Origin of the sequence: Tianweitania populi (assembly GCF_014652875.1) — a bacterium.
Classification (GTDB): Bacteria; Pseudomonadota; Alphaproteobacteria; order Rhizobiales; family Rhizobiaceae; genus Tianweitania; species Tianweitania populi.
Window position 1 is genome coordinate 1,095,297 of the sequence record NZ_BMZQ01000002.1, and the last position, 19,343, is coordinate 1,114,639.

Annotated in this window: 18 protein-coding genes and 1 pseudogene; 12 read left to right on the forward strand and 7 right to left on the reverse strand. The window is 62.0% G+C overall.

Features of this window, described 5'->3' with window-relative positions; translation table 11 throughout:
• Positions 1-58 precede the first annotated feature (58 nt).
• Both ispG and IE166_RS14590 read left to right on the forward strand, forming a co-directional pair.
• On the forward strand, positions 59-1,312 hold the full coding sequence (gene ispG / locus IE166_RS14585; protein ID WP_189505046.1) for a flavodoxin-dependent (E)-4-hydroxy-3-methylbut-2-enyl-diphosphate synthase: 1,254 nt from the start codon (positions 59-61) through the stop codon (positions 1,310-1,312).
• 64 nt (positions 1,313-1,376) lie between these two features.
• Positions 1,377-2,213 (forward strand): lytic transglycosylase domain-containing protein, encoded by an 837-nt coding sequence (locus IE166_RS14590; RefSeq protein WP_385966294.1) that lies wholly within the window; start codon positions 1,377-1,379, stop codon positions 2,211-2,213.
• A gap of 11 nt (positions 2,214-2,224) precedes the next feature.
• Here the strand turns inward: IE166_RS14590 and IE166_RS14595 are convergent, their stop codons facing one another.
• Positions 2,225-2,932, reverse strand: a complete 708-nt coding sequence (locus IE166_RS14595; RefSeq protein ID WP_189505048.1) for a helix-turn-helix transcriptional regulator — start codon at positions 2,930-2,932, stop codon at positions 2,225-2,227.
• 50 nt (positions 2,933-2,982) lie between these two features.
• Between IE166_RS14595 and IE166_RS14600 the strand changes: the two genes are divergently transcribed.
• Entirely contained in the window at positions 2,983-3,378 is a 396-nt protein-coding gene (locus IE166_RS14600) for a VOC family protein (RefSeq protein WP_244641478.1), read from the forward strand.
• A 1-nt stretch (position 3,379) separates the two neighbouring features.
• On the opposite strand, the gene IE166_RS14605 is transcribed toward IE166_RS14600, so the two are convergent.
• Positions 3,380-4,297, reverse strand: coding sequence for a polyprenyl synthetase family protein (locus tag IE166_RS14605; RefSeq protein ID WP_189505050.1), 918 nt, complete (start codon positions 4,295-4,297; stop codon positions 3,380-3,382).
• Positions 4,298-4,460: 163 nt separating this feature from the next.
• On the opposite strand from IE166_RS14605, the gene IE166_RS14610 reads away from it, so the two are divergent.
• Positions 4,461-5,180, forward strand: coding sequence for a biosynthetic peptidoglycan transglycosylase (locus IE166_RS14610; RefSeq protein WP_189505052.1), 720 nt, complete (start codon positions 4,461-4,463; stop codon positions 5,178-5,180).
• Positions 5,181-5,327: 147 nt separating this feature from the next.
• Positions 5,328-5,510: a 50S ribosomal protein L32 gene (rpmF, locus tag IE166_RS14615; protein WP_189505053.1), complete on the forward strand. Its 183-nt coding sequence runs from the start codon at positions 5,328-5,330 to the stop codon at positions 5,508-5,510.
• 182 nt (positions 5,511-5,692) lie between these two features.
• On the opposite strand, the gene phaR is transcribed toward rpmF, so the two are convergent.
• Entirely contained in the window at positions 5,693-6,292 is a 600-nt protein-coding gene (gene phaR / locus IE166_RS14620) for a polyhydroxyalkanoate synthesis repressor PhaR (protein ID WP_189505055.1), read from the reverse strand.
• A 254-nt stretch (positions 6,293-6,546) separates the two neighbouring features.
• Between phaR and phbB the strand changes: the two genes are divergently transcribed.
• From phbB to IE166_RS14645, 5 genes are all read left to right on the forward strand, one after another.
• Positions 6,547-7,269, forward strand: a complete 723-nt coding sequence (gene phbB / locus IE166_RS14625) for an acetoacetyl-CoA reductase (RefSeq protein ID WP_189505057.1) — start codon at positions 6,547-6,549, stop codon at positions 7,267-7,269.
• Positions 7,270-7,888: 619 nt separating this feature from the next.
• Positions 7,889-11,392 carry a helicase-related protein gene (locus IE166_RS14630; protein WP_189505060.1) on the forward strand — a complete coding sequence of 1,168 codons (3,504 nt, stop codon included), beginning with the start codon at positions 7,889-7,891 and terminating at the stop codon, positions 11,390-11,392.
• Positions 11,393-11,740, forward strand: coding sequence for an RNA-binding S4 domain-containing protein (locus IE166_RS14635; protein ID WP_189505062.1), 348 nt, complete (start codon positions 11,393-11,395; stop codon positions 11,738-11,740).
• Positions 11,741-11,916: 176 nt separating this feature from the next.
• Positions 11,917-12,255 (forward strand): ferredoxin FdxA, encoded by a 339-nt coding sequence (gene fdxA / locus IE166_RS14640; RefSeq protein ID WP_189505064.1) that lies wholly within the window; start codon positions 11,917-11,919, stop codon positions 12,253-12,255.
• Between the two features lie 348 nt (positions 12,256-12,603).
• Entirely contained in the window at positions 12,604-13,212 is a 609-nt protein-coding gene (locus IE166_RS14645) for a CarD family transcriptional regulator (protein WP_189505066.1), read from the forward strand.
• 70 nt (positions 13,213-13,282) lie between these two features.
• On the opposite strand, the gene IE166_RS14650 is transcribed toward IE166_RS14645, so the two are convergent.
• Complete coding sequence (locus IE166_RS14650; RefSeq protein ID WP_189505069.1) at positions 13,283-14,404, reverse strand: NADH:flavin oxidoreductase/NADH oxidase; 1,122 nt, start codon at positions 14,402-14,404, stop codon at positions 13,283-13,285.
• A gap of 274 nt (positions 14,405-14,678) precedes the next feature.
• On the opposite strand from IE166_RS14650, the gene IE166_RS14655 reads away from it, so the two are divergent.
• Complete coding sequence (locus tag IE166_RS14655; RefSeq protein ID WP_189505071.1) at positions 14,679-15,545, forward strand: RNA polymerase factor sigma-32; 867 nt, start codon at positions 14,679-14,681, stop codon at positions 15,543-15,545.
• Between the two features lie 19 nt (positions 15,546-15,564).
• Here IE166_RS14655 and IE166_RS14660 read toward each other — a convergent pair.
• Together IE166_RS14660 and IE166_RS14665 are read right to left on the reverse strand one after the other, a co-directional pair.
• A pseudogene (locus tag IE166_RS14660) lies at positions 15,565-16,442 on the reverse strand (cation diffusion facilitator family transporter).
• Between the two features lie 151 nt (positions 16,443-16,593).
• Positions 16,594-16,968, reverse strand: coding sequence for a winged helix-turn-helix transcriptional regulator (locus IE166_RS14665; RefSeq protein ID WP_189505073.1), 375 nt, complete (start codon positions 16,966-16,968; stop codon positions 16,594-16,596).
• A gap of 49 nt (positions 16,969-17,017) precedes the next feature.
• Between IE166_RS14665 and IE166_RS14670 the strand changes: the two genes are divergently transcribed.
• Positions 17,018-17,827 (forward strand): SDR family NAD(P)-dependent oxidoreductase, encoded by an 810-nt coding sequence (locus tag IE166_RS14670; RefSeq protein ID WP_189505075.1) that lies wholly within the window; start codon positions 17,018-17,020, stop codon positions 17,825-17,827.
• Positions 17,828-17,874: 47 nt separating this feature from the next.
• Here IE166_RS14670 and IE166_RS14675 read toward each other — a convergent pair whose 3' ends face one another.
• Complete coding sequence (locus IE166_RS14675) at positions 17,875-19,302, reverse strand: M48 family metalloprotease (protein WP_244641530.1); 1,428 nt, start codon at positions 19,300-19,302, stop codon at positions 17,875-17,877.
• Positions 19,303-19,343 lie beyond the last annotated feature (41 nt).

The window sequence follows — 19,343 nt, forward strand, 5'->3', positions numbered from 1 at the left end:
GATTGACAGTTAAGCTCTGCTCGGTCACCTGACTGCTAGGACATAAGAGGCTTCGGCCATGACAGACTATTTCTCCGCTCCTTTCCCGCGCCGCGTTTCGGTCGGCGTTCCTGTCGGCAATGTGATGGTCGGCGGGGGTGCGCCGGTTGTTGTGCAGTCGATGACCAACACGGATACGGCCGATATCGACGGCACGGTGGCGCAGGTTGCGGCCTTGCATAAAGCCGGGTCGGAGATCGTGCGCATCACGGTGGATCGCGATGAGAGCGCGGCGGCGGTGCCGCGTATTCGCGACCGGCTGGCACGGCTCGGCATCTTCGTGCCGCTGGTGGGCGACTTTCATTATATCGGCCACAAGCTGTTGGCCGATCATCCTGATTGCGCCGAGGCGCTGGGGAAGTACCGCATCAATCCCGGCAATGTCGGCTTCAAGGACAAGAAGGATAAGCAGTTCGGCGCGATCGTGGAAACCGCGATCCGCTACAATAAGCCGGTGCGCATTGGCGTGAACTGGGGGTCGCTCGACCAGGAGCTGCTGACGGCTTTGATGGATCAGAATGCCGCCAACGGGTCGCCGCTGACGGCCGTGCAGGTGATGCGCGAAGCCATTGTGCAGTCGGCGCTTCTTTCGGCAGAACTGGCGGAAGAAATCGGGCTTGGGCGCGACAAGATCATCCTGTCGGCCAAGGTCAGCAATGTGCAGGACCTCATCGCAGTTTACACGATGCTGGCGCAGCGCTCGAACCATGCGCTGCATCTCGGGCTTACCGAAGCCGGCATGGGTACTAAGGGCATCGTCGCCTCGTCGGCCTCGATGGGCATTCTGTTGCAGCAGGGTATCGGCGACACGATCCGCATTTCCTTGACGCCGGAACCGGGTGGCGACCGCACGCGCGAAGTGCAGGTTTCCCAGGAACTTCTGCAGACCATGGGCTTCCGGCAGTTCATCCCGATCGTCGCGGCCTGCCCGGGCTGCGGACGCACCACCTCGACTGTGTTCCAGGAACTGGCGCAGACCATCCAGTCCGATATCCGCACGAACATGCCGATCTGGCGCGAGAAGTATCCGGGCGTGGAAGAGTTGAAGGTCGCGGTGATGGGCTGCATCGTCAACGGACCGGGCGAATCAAAACATGCCGATATCGGCATTTCGCTGCCGGGGACGGGCGAAACGCCGAGCGCGCCGGTTTTTATCGACGGTCAGAAGGCTGCCACGCTGAAGGGGCCGAACATTGCGGCTGACTTCCAGGTCATGGTTGCCGACTATATCGAGCGCAAATACGGCCTTCCCGGTCGCGAAGCCGCGGAATAGGTCGATATCCGTGCGGCGAAGCCTGCTTGCCGCATGCTTTTCGGCGTCCTTATGCGTAGGTGCAGTGGCGGAGCCTTCGGGCTATGTGCCGATGCCCGCAACCGACATCAGCGAAGCCGAGCAGGCGGAGATCGCCAAGCGCGGCCGTGTCGCGGAGATCTGCGATCTGATCCAGACGAACGCGGCGGCCAACGCGTTGCCGGAAGCCTTTTTCGCGCGGCTGATCTGGAAGGAAAGCCGCTTCGATGCCGGGGCGGTTTCACCAGTCGGCGCTGAGGGAATTGCGCAATTCATGCCTGGCACCGCGAAGATGCGCGGGCTGGCCGATAGTTTCGACATCGCCCAAGCCCTGCCGGCTTCGGCTGCCTATCTCGCCGAGCTGCGCAATAAATTTGGCAATCTCGGTCTGGCTGCAGCGGCTTACAATGCCGGTGAGGGTCGGATTTCGCGCTGGCTGGTGTCCGGCGGCTTTTTGCCGATCGAAACCGAAGGCTATGTGCTCGATATCTTGGGCGCGTCCGCTGACAGCTTCATCGGCGCCAAGGACGCCGAGCAGGCGCCGCTCGATGCCAAGAAGAGCTTTGCCGATGCCTGTCGCGATCTGCCGATCGTGCGCTTTGCGACCATGCCAATGTCGAAAATCTCCAACAAGCCCTGGGCCGTGCAGGTCGCCGGCAATGCCCGGCGCGCGGTCGCCGTTCGGCAGTATGAACGGTTCAAGAGCCGTGCAAGCGCGCTGCTGGAGGGCCAGGAGGTTGCCGTCAGCCGCGTACGGTCGCCACGCGGACGGCGTGGCATCTATGTTGTGCGGGTTGGCCTGGACAAGCGCTCCGACGCCAACGAGCTTTGCCGGCGTTTGCAGGGCGCGGGCAGCAGCTGCATCGTCCGGCGCAACCGCTGATCCGTTGACCGCTAGGCCTTGACCTTGTCCGGGGTGAACAAGTCGGCACGCGCTTCACGCCAGCTTCGAAGCAAGGCTGTCCTCGATCTGGGGTAGCGTTGGTCGAGCTGCTCGGCGGTCAGGATCCGCTCGGTCCTGAAATGCCGGAAATCCTGACGGGTCTCGCACCAGCCTGCGAGGATGCGGGTTGTTTGAAAGTAGCCCAGCGCGAATGGCCAGATCACACGTTGCGACGCCACGTCATTGGCGTCGCGATAAGCGATCCGCAGCTTATGCTGGCTTCGCATCACGCTGCGCAAGAAGGTCAGGTCGACGCTTTCCTGCTCAGGCACGGTGCGTGGCCCCACCAGCAGCGTGTTCGTCTCCAACGCTTCCCGCAGTTCGGATGGCAGGACGGCTCCGATCTTGGCCAATGCGTCAGTCGCGGCCTCCGTCAACGCGGTATCGGCATATTTCCCGACCCAGCGGAAGCCCAGAACCAGCGCTTCCAGTTCCGTTTGCGAAAACATCAAAGGTGGCAGCATGAAGCCGGGGCGCATCACATAGCCGACGCCTGCTTCACCATCGATCGCCGCGCCCTGCGCTTGAAGCGTAGCGATGTCCCGGTAGAGCGTTCGGATGCTGATGCCCAGTTCCTGCGCCAGGGATGCTCCACTGACGGGGCGTTGGTAGCGCCGCAGGACTTGCAGCAGGGTCAGCAGTCTTTCGGAACGAGCCATGCTCCATACTGCCATTTTCTGACAGCGGTGTCGCCTACTAGGGGGACGCATTGACAAGAAAGGTCAACCCGATGCTCAGCCCCAACCTCGTTCTTCTTTATACCAAGGACATGCAACGCAGCCGAAGCTTCTACGAGGCGCTTTTAGAGATGTCACCGACCGCCGACTTCCCTGCCTATGTCGCTTTCAGCTTTTCTTCCGGCCTGACGCTTGGCTTGTGGTCGACGGAAGCGGCAGCCTTTGTCTCGGAAGGAACAGGCAATCGATCTGAGCTGGCTTTCATGGTCGCGGATAGGCAAGCCGTGGAAGCGTTGCACGAGAAATGGCGCGCGGCCGGTGTGACCATCGAGCAGGCACCGTTCGATGCCGCCTTTGGGCGAACATTCGTTGCGCTCGATCCGGATGGTCACCGTCTGCGCGTGTGCAGGCCAGACGCCAAGCCCTGAGTTAGCTTCGCCGGTCTGCAACGAAGTGGGCGGCGGCCATCAGGACCGCCGCGCGCTCGCCATAGGGCTCCAGCAACTCGTTGGCTTGCGCCACCAGGCCGCGCAGCTGTGCCTGCGCCCATTCGATGCCGTGCAGACCGGCCAGCGTGGCCTTGCCGGCGGCAGCATCCTTGCCGGTCGCCTTGCCCATGGTGGTGGCGTCGGCGGTGAGGTCGAGCACGTCGTCGGCCAGCTGGAAAGCCAGGCCGATGGCGGCGCCGAAGCCATGCAGGCGCTCGCGATCTTCATCGCTGCCACCACCGAGGATGGCGCCCGCTTCGCAGGCATAGCGGATCAAGGCGCCGGTCTTCATGGCCTGCAGCGTGATGATGCCGGCTTCGTTTGGCATCGACTTTTCGGCCGCGAGATCGAGTGCCTGACCGCCCACCATGCCGCCGAAGCCCGATGCACGCGACAGGCCGCTGATTAGGGCGAGGCGCGTGGCGGCGGGCAGGGCGGTGTCGTCGTCGGCCAGGATGTCGAAAGCCAGCGTCAGCAGTCCGTCGCCGGCGAGGATCGCAGTGGCCTCATCGAAGGCCTTATGAACCGTGGGCTGGCCACGGCGCAGGTCGTCATCGTCCATGGCCGGCAGGTCGTCGTGAACGAGCGAATAGCAATGAACGCATTCGAGTGCGGCCGCGACCCGCAGGGCGGCGGAAGGCGGTGCGTCGAACAGGGAGGCGCTTTCCAGCACTAGGAAGGGCCTCAGACGCTTGCCGCCGTTCAAGACGCCGTGGCGCGCGGCCTGCATGAGGTGCAGTGGGCGCGTGACTTCGCCGGCGCGCGGATGATCGCTGAGCAGGCGGCGCAGCTCGGTCTCGACGGTTTGCGCACTGGCACCCAGCAGCTGTTCGAAGGCGGAATTCGCGGATGTGTCCATGTGTCTGCGATGAACGGAACGGAGAGTTCGGTCAAGTGCGGGCATTGCGTGGTCGAATGGATGAAGCGGGCCTTCAATCCTCCAACAATCTGTTCTAGACGAGGGCTTGAGCGGGAGTCGTTGTGTGAGCATACCGGCCGTCGAGCTAGATCAAGAGCCAGTCATGCCACCACCACCGAGGGGACGCGGACCGCTGAGGAGCCCGCCATCGCTGCGGCGGTGGCTTCGGCGCGCGTTTCTCGTGCTGGTGGTTCTGGGGCTGATCCCAGTTGTGCTGACCCTGATCTATGCCGTGCCGGGCATACGGCCGATCTCCACCCTGATGCTGCGCGACGCCGTGACCTTCGAGGGGTATGACCGGCGCTGGGTGCCGATCGAGGAGATTGCGCCGGCGCTGCGCTTTTCCGTGATCATGTCGGAAGACGGGCAATTCTGCTCGCATCACGGCGTGGATCTACGCGAGCTGCATGGCGTGATCCAAGACGCCCTGGCGGGCGAGGAAACGCGCGGGGCGTCCACGATTCCCATGCAGACCGTGAAGAACCTTTATCTCTGGAACAGCCGGTCATTCCTGCGCAAAGCGCTGGAAGCGCCGCTGGCAATATATTTCGATGGCGTGCTGTCCAAGAAGCGGATCCTGGAAATCTACCTCAACATCGTGGAATGGGGTCCGGGCATCTACGGAGCCGAGTCCGCGTCGCTTTATCATTTTGGCAAGGCGGCCAAGGATCTGACGCCGCGCGAAGCGGCCTTGCTGGCAGTGGCGCTGCCCAATCCGCTTGGGCGCGATCCGGGCGGGCCGACGCGCAATCTGAGCCGGCTTGCAGACCGAGTGCAGCGAATGGCCGGCAATTCCGGCGGTTACACGGGCTGCGTGCGTTAAGCGCGTTCGGAATTTTTCGCAGGCATGATCTGGCCAAATGCCTATGCGTTGTGTATAGGCACGCCACCTCAACGGAAAACACCGGCCGGCCGCCGTCGCTCACTCGTGGGCTCGCGCGCAAGACTTAGCCGGACGATGGAGCTGAAAATGGCCGTACCTAAACGAAAGACCTCGCCGTCCAAGCGCGGCATGCGCCGCTCGGCGGACGCCCTCAAGGCTCCGACCTATGTGGAAGACAAGAATTCCGGCGAAATGCGCCGCCCGCACCATGTCGATCTGAAGACCGGCATGTATCGCGGTCGCCAGGTGCTGGACCCCAAGGAAAGCTGAGCTTTTTTTGGTTGGACTGCTTTAAGAGGCTGGCCCTGGTGCCGGCCTTTTTTGCGTTTGGAGGCGGGTTGGTTTGCGTGTTCCAGAGCGCAATCCGACTATTTGGCAGCGCAGAACGGGTGCGTTAGCGCGCACAAAGCGCGCCATTCGGCGATATGGCGCTGGAGCAAGAGCGGCGGCGCTCAGCGGTTGAGGGAGTCGAGCTTCTTCTGCATCGCGGCGATCTGATCCTTCAACTCGGAGAGATCGTCGGCGGCGGGTTTGGGCGATGGCTCGGCCGGTTCGGGCTGGGTGGTTGCGGCCGGAAAGGCCGAGAACATGCGCATCGCGTTCTGGAACATTTCCATGTTGCGGCGGGTCTGTTCCTCGATCGCCTTCATGGGCGGCATGGCCATGACGTTCATCGGATTGACGGGCGCCTTGCCGAGCGTGTTCATCTGATCCCGGAAGCGTTCCTGCTCCTTGGAGAAAGCGAGCATGGACTGTTCCAGGAAGCTTGGCACGATCATCTGCATCTGGTCGCCGTAAAAGGCGATCAGTTGGCGCAAGAAGGCGATCGGCAGCATGGCCTGGCCGTTCTTGTTTTCGAGCTCGAAGATGATCTGCGTCAGCACGGGATGAGTGATGTCATCGCCGGTCTTGGCGTCCTGCACGGTGAAGTCTTCGCCGCGCTTCACCATTTCGGCGAGGTCTTCCAGCGTGACGTAGGTACTCGTGCCCGTGTTGTACAAACGGCGATTGGCGTACTTCTTGATCGTCACCGTTTCGCCTTTTGCGGGCATATATTCGCCTCCCAATGGCCCACGACACTGCGGGGCTGGCAACTGTTTGCTGGCTCTGAGAGGAGACTATGCGCAAATCGAGGGCAATTGAAAGAGAATTGTGCAGCGCATGGTTCCAAGTTTGTGCAGTGCAACGTCCAAGTACGCGCGCAGAAACGACGCGGCTTTTCATCGCCATTTAAGTAACCCCACGAGACGACTGGACCTTTGTCTCTTCTTGGACCAATAATCGGAAGTCATCGGGAGGAGATAACATGGCCAGAACGGCTTTGGTGACGGGAGGAACGCGCGGCATCGGGGCCGCAATATCAGTCGCGCTGCGCGAGGCTGGCTATTCAGTTGCCGCAAATTATTGCGGAAACGATGAGGCCGCGTCGCGCTTCGAAGCGGAAACCGGCATTCCGGTCTTCAAATGGTCAGTCGCGAGTTACGAAGCCTGTGTTGCCGGGCTGGCGAAGGTCGAGGCGCAACTCGGCCCTGTCGAGATTCTCGTCAACAATGCGGGTATCACGCGCGACGGCATGTTCCATCGCATCACGCCCGAGCAATGGCGCGAAGTGATCGATACCAATCTCAGCGGCGTCTTCAACATGACGCATCCGGTATGGCCGGGCATGCGCGAACGCGGCTTCGGGCGGGTCATCATCATCTCCTCCATCAACGGCCAGAAGGGGCAGATGGGGCAGGTGAACTATGCCGCCGCCAAAGCCGGCGATCTCGGCTTTACACGCGCTTTGTCGCTTGAGGGCGCGCGGGCAGGCATTACGGTCAACGCCATTACCCCCGGCTATATCGCCACCGACATGGTGATGGCGGTGCCGGAAAAGGTGCGCGAGGGGATCATTGCGCAAATCCCGGTCGGTCGGTTGGGCGAAGCGTCGGAGATCGCGCGCTGCGTGCTGTTCCTGGCTTCCGACGATGCCGGCTTCATCACCGGCGCGACGCTGGCGGCCAATGGCGGGCAGTATATGAGCTAGGGCAATCATCGCGCATCTGTTCTGAAAAGGGACGAATGATTAACGATGCAGCTTGGCCTTCGGTGCGAAGCGTGTGGACTGGCTGTGCATAACGGTGTGGATGACGCTGTCAGCCACCAGATCTAGCCGTGAACAAAGCACGAAAGGTGCTGAAGCAGCGATTCGTGGCCGGTTCGTTCCCGATCCGCTCTGAAGTTTAACAAGAGCGATGATTGGTCGGAGCGGTGCGGCTAATCTTTGTTTCAGGGAGTTTAGCAAAGTCTTGCAGCGCGCAGCTTGCCTGGTGTGCCGGGCATAGTTGATCGGCGGTTTGGGTCACTCGGTTAACGATTACCGGCTGTTCTGACGCAATCGGTGCGGTCGCTCGATCAGCATGTTGATCATGGCAAGGCCAACGCCGCTATTTCTGGCGGTGAACAAAGATCGAACCAGGCTCTGTGAGCGATTCGTCTGCGATTCGTTCGGGCGGTGTTCCCCTAGTTAACGCGGGCCACGTCAGCTGAATCTGTTTCGGCCCTGTGATCCCCGCACAAGACCCTCTATATCAGGGCACTCGGCGTGTGTGACTTACTCTTGCCGCCCTGCACTTGCCGCCCTTGCCGGAGACGACTTTTTCCGCATGACAGCATCTTCCTTCCGGCCCCCGGCGCCGCTTGTTTTATCCGGGCGCGATGTGACCGCCGTTCTCGGACCCACCAATACCGGCAAGACCCATCTGGCGATCGAGCGCATGGTTGCCCATTCGAGCGGCGTGATCGGCCTGCCGCTGCGGCTTCTGGCGCGCGAGGTTTATGCTCGCGTCTGCGAGAAGGTGGGCGCCGATAAGGTTTCGCTGATTACCGGCGAGGAAAAGATCAAGCCGCCGAACGCGCGCTATTCCGTTTGCACCGTGGAAGCGATGCCGCGCCAAACGGACGCGGCCTTCGTGGCGATCGACGAAGTGCAACTGGCGGGCGATCTCGAGCGCGGCCACATCTTTACAGACCGCATCCTGCATCTTCGCGGTCGCGAAGAAACGCTGCTGCTCGGCGCCGGTACGATGCGCGGCATTCTGGAGCGATTGCTGCGCGGCATCTCCGTCGTGTCGCGGCCGCGCATGTCGCATCTCGCTTATGCCGGCTCCAAGAAGATCACGCGCCTGCCGCGCCGCTCGGCGATCGTGGCATTTTCCGCCGATGATGTTTACGCCATTGCCGAGTTGATCCGGCGCCAGCGCGGCGGCGCGGCCGTGGTCTTGGGGGCGCTGAGCCCGCGCACCCGCAATGCGCAAGTCGAGCTTTATCAGTCAGGTGACGTCGATTACTTGATCGCCACCGATGCGATCGGCATGGGGCTCAATCTCGATGTCGACCATGTCGCCTTTGCCCAGGACCAGAAGTTCGACGGCTTTCAGTATCGCAACCTGACGCCCGGCGAGATCGGCCAGATTGCCGGCCGTGCGGGGCGGCATCTGCGCGACGGCACGTTCGGCGTGACCGGCCAATGCGATAATTTCACCGACGAAATGGTGGAACGTGTCGAATCGCATGCTTTCGACCCCGTGAAGGTTTTGCAATGGCGCAATGCCGAACTCGACTTTGCATCGCTGGAAGGTTTGCAGCATTCGATCGACTGCATCGCGCCGGTTGAAGGTCTGACGCGGGCGCTGCCGGCGGTTGATGCGCAGGCGCTGGCGCTGCTGGCGCGCGACGGCGATATTCGCCGGCTTGCCGACCGGCCGGACCGCGTCGCCCTCCTTTGGGAAACCTGTGCCCTGCCGGATTACCGCCGCATTGCGCCGGCGCAGCATTCCGACCTGATCGCGTCCATGTATAGTGACATCGTTCAGCGCGGCCATGTCGACGAAGCCTATATGGCCGAACAGGTGCGGCGCGCCGACTCGACGGCCGGCGAAATCGACACGCTGTCGCATCGCATCGCGCAGATCCGAACCTGGACCTTTGTGTCAAATCGACCCGGTTGGCTGGCAGATCCGCTGCATTGGCAAGAAAAAACGCGCGAAATCGAAGATCGATTGTCCGACGCGCTGCACGAACGATTGACGAAACGCTTCGTAGACCGCAGGACATCCGTCCTCATGAAGCGTCTGAGAGAAAACACGATGCCTGAAGCGGAAGTCCAGTCCAACGGGAGCGTATTAGTCGAGGGTCACACCGTCGGCGACCTCCAGGGATTCAGGTTTACCGCCGATACGAGTGTGCAGGGCGAAGATGCGAAGGCCGTGAAGGCTGCCGCATCGAAGGCGCTGGCGCAGGAGTTCGAAAGCCGGGCCGAGAAGTTCGCTGCCGCCGGCAATGGCGATTTCGCGCTGGCCTCGGACGGCACGTTGCGCTGGATCGGCGCGCCGGTGGCGACCGTGGTTGCGACCGACGATGCGTTGAAGCCGCGCCTGATCCTGCTGGCCGACGAACAGCTGACCGGCCCATCGCGCGACAAGGTTGCGGCGCGGGCCGAGCGCTTCGTGGCGTTCCAGGTCGAATCGCTGTTGAAGCCGCTAGTGGACCTGCGTGACGCCGAGCAGCTGACCGGGCTGGCGCGCGGCATCGCGTTCCGGCTGGTGGAGAATTTCGGCGTCATCAATCGCCGCGACATCGCCGACGACGTGAAGGGGCTCGATCAGGAATCGCGTGCAGCACTCCGTCGCCTCGGCGTGCGCTTCGGCGCCTACCACATCTTCGTGCCGGCCCTTTTGAAGCCCGCGCCGGCCGGTCTGCTGACGCTGCTTTGGGCACTTAAGAATGACGGCAAGGATAAGCCTGGTTTCGGCGATCTCGTTGCCATGCTGGCGGCCGGCCGCACTTCCGTTGTTGTCGATCCGACCTTCGATCCGGCCTTTTATCCGCTGGCCGGTTATCGCCAACTCGGCCGCCGTGCTGTGCGCATCGACATTCTGGAGCGGCTTGCCGATCTGATCCGCCCGGCCCTCGCCTGGCGCGCAGGAACGGGCACGCGCCCGGCCGGTGCCTTCGATGGCCAGGCCTTCATGACCACGCCGCAAATGATGTCGATCCTCGGCGCCAATGCCGAAGACATTGAAGAGATCCTGAAGGGTCTCGGTTATCGCGGCGAAGCCCGTCCGGCAAAGGACGTGCGCGACCGTATTGCCGCGGCCGATGCGCGTGCGGCGGAAGCGGCCGAAAAGGCTGCGGCCGACAAGGCAGCTGCGGCGGAAAAGCTCGCCTCCGAACAGGCGGCGATCAGTGCAGCGGCTTCGTCCAGCCCGGTTGCCCAGGAAAACAATGTCGAGGTTCTCGACGAGATCCTGGCGGCCAACCGCGAAGCTGCTGAAGCTTCCGCCGATCCGGTTGCGGCCGGCGCCAGCGTGCTGGGTGCCGATGCCGAGCAGGGTCTGGCTGACGAGCCTGTTGTTTCCGAGGATGTCGGCGAGGCGGATATTGGCGCCGAGGCGGCTGAAGAGGCTTCGGCTGAAGAAACCGCGGCCGAGATCCCATCCGAAGTTTCGGATACCGAGCAGCCGGTTACGACCGAGATCCCTGCTGAGCCGCTGGCCGAAGTGGTGGATGCCGGCGGGTCCGTCCTGGGTGCGCCCGAAGACGAGGCTTCAGCCAAGGCTGAGCCGGTCGCTGAAACGGCTGCACCTGCTTCTGCGGAAGAGGCGGAAGAAGAAAAGCCGGTCATGCTGTGGCGCCCGGCGCGCCATGATCGCGGCCCGCGCCAGAACCAGCGCAACAACAATGGGCGCCGCGATCATCGCGGTGGCGGCAACCGTCGCGACGGCGCCCCCGCTGCGGCTGCGCAAGGTGCCCCGGTTGAGGGTCAGGCTGCTGCCGAAGGCCAGCCGCGTCCAGATCGCAGCCCGCGCCAAGATCGCAACAGGAATGCGGGTGCACCCGGCAATCGCAACGCACGTCCCGGTGAGAACCGGCGCGACAATCGTCCCGGTGGCGGTGACAACAAGGGCGGCGGCAAGCGCTTCGATCGTCGCGACAAGGATCATCGCGGGGATCAAGCGCGCGGCGAGAACGCCGGCGGACGTCCGCCGCGCGATGATCGCGGTGCCAAGTTCTCCTCGGCACCCAAGCGTGACGAGCGGCCGGCACGGATCGATCCGGATTCACCCTTCGCCAAGCTCGCGGCGCTCCGCGACCAGCTGAAGAAGTAAATGGACGGGGCCAGGCAGCGCCTCGACAAATGGCTGTTTTTCGCGCGTCTGCAAAAGTCGCGTACGCTCGCCGCGAAGCTTGTTGCGGCGGGCAAGATCCGCGTCAATCGCGACAAGGTCGACAATCCCGCGCGAAGCCTGAAGGTCGGCGATGTTTTGACCATCACCTTCCAGAACCAGGTGCTGGTTGTGCGCGTGGAACAGCCAGGCACACGGCGGGGGCCGCCTGCGGAAGCACGCACGCTTTACGCAAACCTTTCCGCGCCAACGGATCCGGCAACCGTTCTGGCTGCCGTTGATCTCGAGGACGAGGACGGCGAGGACGATCTGGATGAAGATGGGGATTGAGCGAGTTTTCACCTTGTCGGCGATCTGAGGAAAATCCTTCCGCCGGGGCAGGGAAGCGCGGCATTTGCTCCCCTTGTCAGTCCCGGCCAAAGGGACTACCTCCGCCCCTAGCCATACTAGCCAATTCTTGTTCGATCGCGCTTTTGCATCGAGCCTCCTTCGGGGAGCCGTTTATCATGACCTATGTCGTCACCGACAACTGCATCCGCTGCAAATACACGGATTGCGTTGAGGTGTGTCCGGTCGACTGCTTCTATGAAGGCGAGAACATGCTCGTCATCCACCCGGATGAGTGCATCGACTGCGGCGTTTGCGAGCCGGAATGTCCGGCCGACGCGATCAAGCCGGACACGGAATCGGGTCTCGACAAGTGGCTGTCGCTGAATGCGGAATATGCCGTAAAGTGGCCAAACTTGACCATGAAAAAGGACGAGCTGCCCGAGGCCAAAGAGCATGACGGCGAGCCGGGCAAGCTGGAAAAGTACTTTTCGGCTGAACCTGGCACCGGCGACTAAGCGTCAGCCGCACCCCCTCGCGACCTGCCTGATGAGCATCTCTCAGGCAGCAAAGTGCGCATGCATGCGCAAGCAGCAAAATCTTGATTCGTCCCGCTTTTTGTGATACTGATCCACAAATGCCGGTGACACACCATCCCTTTATGGCGCTTATGCCACAATCCCAGAGGTATTGATCGTTTCGACCAAGACGCGCTTGGCCGGATGCTTCGCGCATTTGGCCGGGTTGATTTGGTTTCGGATGCGATCGATCGGTGTGTTCGTGTGCAAGCGGTTACGAGTTTTGACCGAACCGGTCAAGCGGTTGGTCGACTGAAACGTCGACCCCGAACACAGGAGTGAGTGCGTATGGCTATCCAGCAGAAGAAGTCGGCTGCGCGGAACGGTTTCAAAACCGGGGAATACATCGTTTATCCCTCGCATGGTGTGGGCCTCATCGCCGCCATCGAGGAGCAGGAAGTCGCAGGACACAAGCTGGAACTGTTCGTGATCGACTTCCAGAAAGACAAGATGCGCTTGAAGGTGCCGGTTGCCAAGGCAACCTCGATCGGCATGCGCAAGCTGTCCGAAACCGATTATGTCGACCGCGCGCTCAAGGTCGTGCAGGGCCGGGCCCGCGTCAAACGCACCATGTGGTCGCGCCGCGCGCAGGAATATGATGCGAAGATCAACTCGGGCGACCTGATTTCCATCGCAGAAGTCGTGCGCGACCTCTACCGCGCCGAAAACCAGCCGGAACAGTCATATTCCGAGCGCCAGCTTTATGAAGCAGCGCTGGATCGCATGGCGCGCGAAATCGCCGCTGTGAACAAGATGTCGGATACCGAAGCCGTTCGCCTGATCGAGGTCAACCTGAACAAGGGACCGAAGCGCGGCGCCAAGACCGATGAAGTCGCCGAAGGCGATGATGCGGACGCGGTGGATGCTGACGAGGCAGAACAGGAAGAAGCCGCATAATCAGCGGGTTTCCTGAAAACGAAAAAAGCCGGCTTCGAGCCGGCTTTTTTGTTGTCGTGCGTTCAGCGCGTCAGGCGCGGCCGAGAACCTTGTCCATACCGCGCACCGCATAGCCTTCCTGGCGCGGCCATGCCGAATAATCGCCGCCCTTGGTTTCGCCAAGCGCACGGCGAGCATGAAGCGGGAAGTTCGGATCGTCGAGCGCGCCACGCGCCATGGCAACCAGATCCGCATCGCCGTTGTCGATGATCTGCGCTGCATCTTCCGGCGTGACGATCAGGCCCACGGCCGTGGTGGGAACGCCCGCCTTTTGCTTGATGGCGGCAGCCAACGGCACCTGGTAGTTGGGCGCAGCGGTGATGGAAGCACCGGCAAAGCCGCCCGACGAGCAATGCACCATATCGACGCCGGCGGCGTGCGCCTGTTTCGCGAACTCGGCGACGTGATCCGGCGTCAGGCCTTCCGGCAGGGCGTCGGTGGCAGAGACGCGCAGGAACAGCGGCTTGCTCTTCGGCCAGACGGCGCGCACGGCCTTTACGACTTCCAAGGGGAAGCGCATGCGGTTTTCGAATGAGCCGCCATAGGCGTCGGTGCGGTGGTTGGCGACCGGCGACAGGAACTGGTTGATGAGGTAGCCATGCGCGCCGTGGATCTCGACCACGTCGAAGCCGGCCTCATCGGAGCGCTTGGCGGCATCGGCGAAGTCCTGCACCAGCTGTGCGATTGCTTCCACACTCAGTTCGGACGGTTCAACAAAGTCCGGTCCGTGGGCTTGCGGGCTCGGTGCTTCCGGGGTCCAGTCTTCAAAGGCGTAGATCTGCTTTTCTTCCGCTGTCTCGTCGAAGCCCTTGCGCCAGGGCAGGGCGGTCGAGGCTTTGCGGCCGGCATGGGCGAGCTGGATGCCGGCTGCGGCGCCATTGGCATGCAGGAAAGTGGTGATGCGCTTCCACTCAGCGGCCTGCTCGTCGTTCCAGATGCCGGTGTCGGCATAGGTGATGCGGCCCTTCGGGGACACGGCGGAAGCTTCGGCAATCACCAGCGCATAACCGCCGAGGGCGAAGCGGCCGAGATGAACAAAGTGCCAATCATTGGGCATGCCATGCTGTGCGGAATATTGGCACATGGGGGCCACCACGAAGCGGTTTTTCAAAGTCAGATCGGCAAGGGAATAGGGTTCAAAAAGCTTGGTCATAGATGCGATATCCTTGGGAGTTCGCGGCGCATGGGAGAGAGCTTAACAGCCGTGATGCGCCGAACCCGGGATATCGGGTTTGTTGGGGACGTGCCTAGGGGCACTTTCGTGAACAGCTTGAAAATAAAACCGGCAGCGCTAGTTCGTTTTCCTGGAACATTCCCGTTCATCCCGCGTTCATTCAACGCCTGGGACTCGCGCCGGCTGCGAGTAGTGTTGGAATTCCCTCTCCCAGGCATGGCGTAACAGCCGGTTCAATGAGCGGGGTAGCACCATGGACGATACGGCAAAGCGAACCTTGATCCGCGCCGCCATGAAGGCTCCTTATCTCGAACGTGGCGAGGAACACGATCTCGCTTTGCGCTGGAAAGATCATCAGGATCAAGAAGCGCTTCATAAGATCACCACTGCCCATATGCGGCTCGTTATTTCGATGGCGGCCAAGTTCCGGTATTTCGGCCTGTCGATGAGCGATCTCATCCAGGAGGGCCATGTCGGCCTGTTGGAGGCCGCAGCTCGCTTCGAGCCGGACCGCGAAGTGCGGTTTTCCACCTATGCGACCTGGTGGATCCGCGCTTCCATCCAGGATTACATTTTGCGCAATTGGTCGATCGTTCGCGGCGGCACCAGTTCGGCGCAGAAGGCGCTGTTCTTCAACCTGCGCCGGCTGCGTGCGCGGCTGGCTCAGGGCTCTGAGCCGTTGTCGAACGCCGCGATATATGAAGAGATTTCGACGGCGCTGGGGGTGACGGTGGCCGATGTCGCCGTGATGGACTCGCGCCTGTCGGGCTATGACACGTCGCTGAACGCACCCGTAAGCGGCGACGATTCAAACGGCGCTTCCGATCGCATGGACTTTCTGGTGTCGGACGCTCCGCTGCCGGACGAAATCGTCACCGAGACGATCGATGTGGAGCGACGTTCGCGCTGGCTGGGCTCGGCTCTGGAAGTGTTGAACGAGCGTGAGCGCCGGATCATCGAAGAGCGCCGCTTGCAGGATGACGGCGCTACGCTGGAGTCGCTGGGTGCCAAGCTCGGGATTTCCAAGGAGCGCGTTCGACAGATCGAGAACCGCGCCATGGAAAAGCTCCGTGCAGCGCTGATCAAGGTCAATCCCGAATTACAGATGATCGCGGCCTGATCTTCGGCCGAGGCAGGCGTCAGTCGGCCCAATCCGGGTCTGTGGTAAAGGCGATGGTCAGCCAGCGGTCGGGACCTGCATCGCGCCGATCGCTTCACCGATCTCGTCGCGGATGGCATCCCATTCTTCCAGACGTCGTGGCGGCTGTCCAACCGGCACGATGAAGCACAGCTCGATCTGCCGACCGCGCCCGACCTTCGCGACATAGGCGCGATGGCCGATGAAGCCATATCGCTCCACGATGGCTTCCGCGACGCGATCCACCTCGCGCTTGTATTCCACCGGTGTGACCAAGAGCATGTCGGACAGGGCCTGCTTGATGGTGCCGATCGGGATCGGGATGACAATCAGGCAGATCAGCGTCAGGATGACCGGATCGACATAGGGGATCACCCATGTCCAGCGCGTTCCCTCGATCAGATAGCCGAACAGGAAGGCGACCAGCAGCGAGGCGGTAAGCGCGGCCGAGGTCCACCAGGCCTTGGCATCCAGCGCAAGAAGCTCGGAACCGAGGTTGCGGTTGGCTCGCTGCACCAGAGTAGCCATCACGATGGCGGTGAGAACTGTGACGGTGCCGTAGACAATGCCCTGGTCGAAGGTGAGCGCGCGACCGCCGGCGAGCAGGCTCTCAATCGCGGTCAAAAGCGCATAAACGGCCGCCCCCATCAGCAGGGTTCCGTTCAAGGCGAGAACCATCGGCTCCAGATGCCAGAAGCCCATGGTGAAGCGCTCCATGAAGCGCGGCTTGCCCTGCTTGGTGCCGGAGCGCACGATCAGGCTGGACACCAGAAGAGCAATGCCGGTCATCGAAGCATCGATCAGCGTGTAAACGCCATCAAACAGGATGGCCGATGAGCCCGACAAAAGGCCAAAGCCTAGACCCACCACCGCCGTCATCAGCGTGACCACGATCGACAGCCGGAGAACGGAGGCTTCGGTGTTCACGAGGTGAGTCCTGGTCGGTTGGAGTGAGTGGGACAAAGCTGTTGGACGGTTCTCGGCTGTCGAGACGTGCGAGCATGTGTTCGACCGGTTCCATGCGAAACGATCACGACGGATGATCTTGCGAAAAGAAGCGAGCTGCCATCAACACCGGCATGAGGCGCCGTCCTCTTTCGCTCAGACTATACTCAACGTGGGGAGGCTGTTCCCCATAATCCGTGCGTATGATCAGATGGTCGTCTTCCAATTCCCGCAGATGTTGCGTCAGCACTTTTTGCGAAATCCCCGGAATGTCGCGCCTGAGCTGTAACGTTCGAATCGAAGGTTCGGCAAAAAGGCGAAAGAGGATCGGCAGCTTCCATCGCCCGCTGATCATGGCAATCACTCGTTTGACATGAGTCACTGAACCATCGGGCCCGATGCACTCTTCCCGCGCTTCGTGATCAATGAGCACCTTTAGGTGCGTACTTGCTTCAATCACCGTCCTACCCGAGCTTTGAGACTGGCACACTTGAAATAGGTCACACCTCATGGATTTGGAACTTGAAGACAAAGTCGCACTCGTTACCGGCAGCAGCAAAGGCATCGGCGAAGGAATCGCAAAGGGGTTGGCTCGGGAAAATGCGCGTGTCATCGTTCACGGACGCGACAGGAGCCAAGCCGAACGGGTTGCTCACGGCATCATCGATGCCGGCGGACGCGCCTATGTCGTCGTGGGCGACTTAACGATTGACGAAGAGGTAAGGGCGCTGGTGGCGGAAGCCTTGACGCTCACCGGCCGCATCGATATCCTCGTCAACAATGCCGGCGGATCCGGACCAACCGAAGACTGGTCAAACACATCTCCACAGACATGGACATCCGTTTATGACCGGAATGTACTTGCTGCCGTGCGCGTAACGAGCTTGTTGCTCCCCGCAATGCGTCAGGCCAGGTGGGGCCGCATCATCAATATCTCAAGTCTGGCTGCCATGATGCCGCCAGCCAGCAGGCCAGACTACTCCGCCGCCAAAGCAGCTATGATCGCCATGACTGCTTCCATGGCCAAGGCCGCGGCCAAATATGGCGTGACAGTCAACACGGTGTCGCCCGGAACAATCCGGAGCGCTGCCCTCGAGACCGCCTTCAGGTCCGTCGCCCAAAAACAGGGAATTGCCGCGGAAGCTCCTTGGAAGCTCGTTGAAGATGCCGTCCTGTCTCAATTTGCTGAGGTTCCGATCGGACGCGTTGGAACCCTCGATGAAATCGCGGATGCTATCGCGTTTCTCGCCAGCCCTCGTGCCGCTTACATCACCGGTGCTAATCTCCGCCTGGATGGAGGGATGCTGCCGACAGCTTAGACTAAAGTTCGGACATTTGTTTCGGCCGTCCGGCTGACCTTTCCGCCTCAGCGATCGGTGATAATCTTGACCTTATCGCCGGGCGCCGGCGTAGCACCGGGTGGCAGCGCGTTCAGGAGGCGGAAGAGGTCGAGTTTGCGGTCTACGCCCTGCATCTGCGTGGCGAGCGAGGCCAGCGTGTCGCCGGGGCGGACGATCGCCACGCGGACGCGCAGGGGTTTCAGCGCGGCCTTTTCTTCCGGCAACAGAACGCGGAAGCTGGAGGTGACCGTGCCGGCAACCGGGTCGAGCGCAGGGCTTGCGAGCGGGGCGGCGGTCAGCAGCCGGTAAACCTGATCGCCGGCGCGGACCACCGTGACATCGAACTGCCAGCCATCGACCTTTGCCTTGGCATTGGCGGCTTCGCTGCCATTGACAGTGGTTTCGCGCACGCTGGCATCGTCCAGGCCGGCGACCCAGCCCGAGCGCAGGTAATTGGCGAGCGTGGTGTTGCGGTCGATGGTGACGCCATCGAACCGCACGGCGATGTCGCCGGGGCCAGTGGCGGTCACGGCTTCCGCGGAATTGTCGATGGAAAAACCTTCCGGCACGGTAAAGGACACGCCGAGACGCGGATGCAGGAAGGTGCGGCCGCGCACATAGCCTTCTTCCGGCGTGTCGCCGTAAAGCAGGCCGTCGATGCCGGCCAGGAAAGAGTCGCGGTCGCGCGAACCGGTGCCGGGCGTGCCAAACTGGCGGGCATGGCGCTGTGCAAGCTCGATGCGCTGCGGCGTGTTCGGGTGGCTCGCCAGGAAGTCGAGGCTGGGATCGGTCGCGCCGCTGACATTGCGGAAATCGGCATAAGCGCCCATCGACTGCAGGAAGCGCGGCGAGGCAAAGGTATCATAGCCGGCGCGGCCGAGCGCGCGGATGCCGATGGCATCGGCTTCGAGTTCCTGGTTGCGCGAAAACTGCGCCATCCGCAGCTTGCCGCGGATCAACGCCATCTTGGCGTTCTGGTCGCCGCCGAGTACGTCGCTGACGACCTTGGACGCCAGTTCCTCTTCGGCCTCGCGCTGTTGGCGCTGAAGACCGTGATTGGCGGTGACGTGGGCCATTTCGTGGCTGATCACGGCAGCAAGTTCGGCGGAATCGTTGGCAAGCGCCAGCAGACCGCGCGTGACATAGAGATAGCCGCCGGGCAGCGCGAAGGCGTTGACGTTGGGCGAATTCAGGATGGTGATGCGGAAGGTCTGGGCCGGGTTTTCCGGATCGAGCGTCAGCGCGCCAATGGCCTTGGCCACCATGCGCTCGAGCTTCGGATCGGAATATTCGCCGCCATAGGTCGCGAGGATGCGCGGATGCTGCGCCTTGGCGACGGCTGCCAGCCGGTCGTTGCGCTGGACGTTTTCAACCGTGACCGGATTGTCTGATGGACGCACCGATTTCAGCGAGGGATCGTCCTTGAACGAATCCATGCTGACGCAGCCCGACATCAGCGCGGCCAGCACCATCGCAACCACCGCGCGGCGCGTGC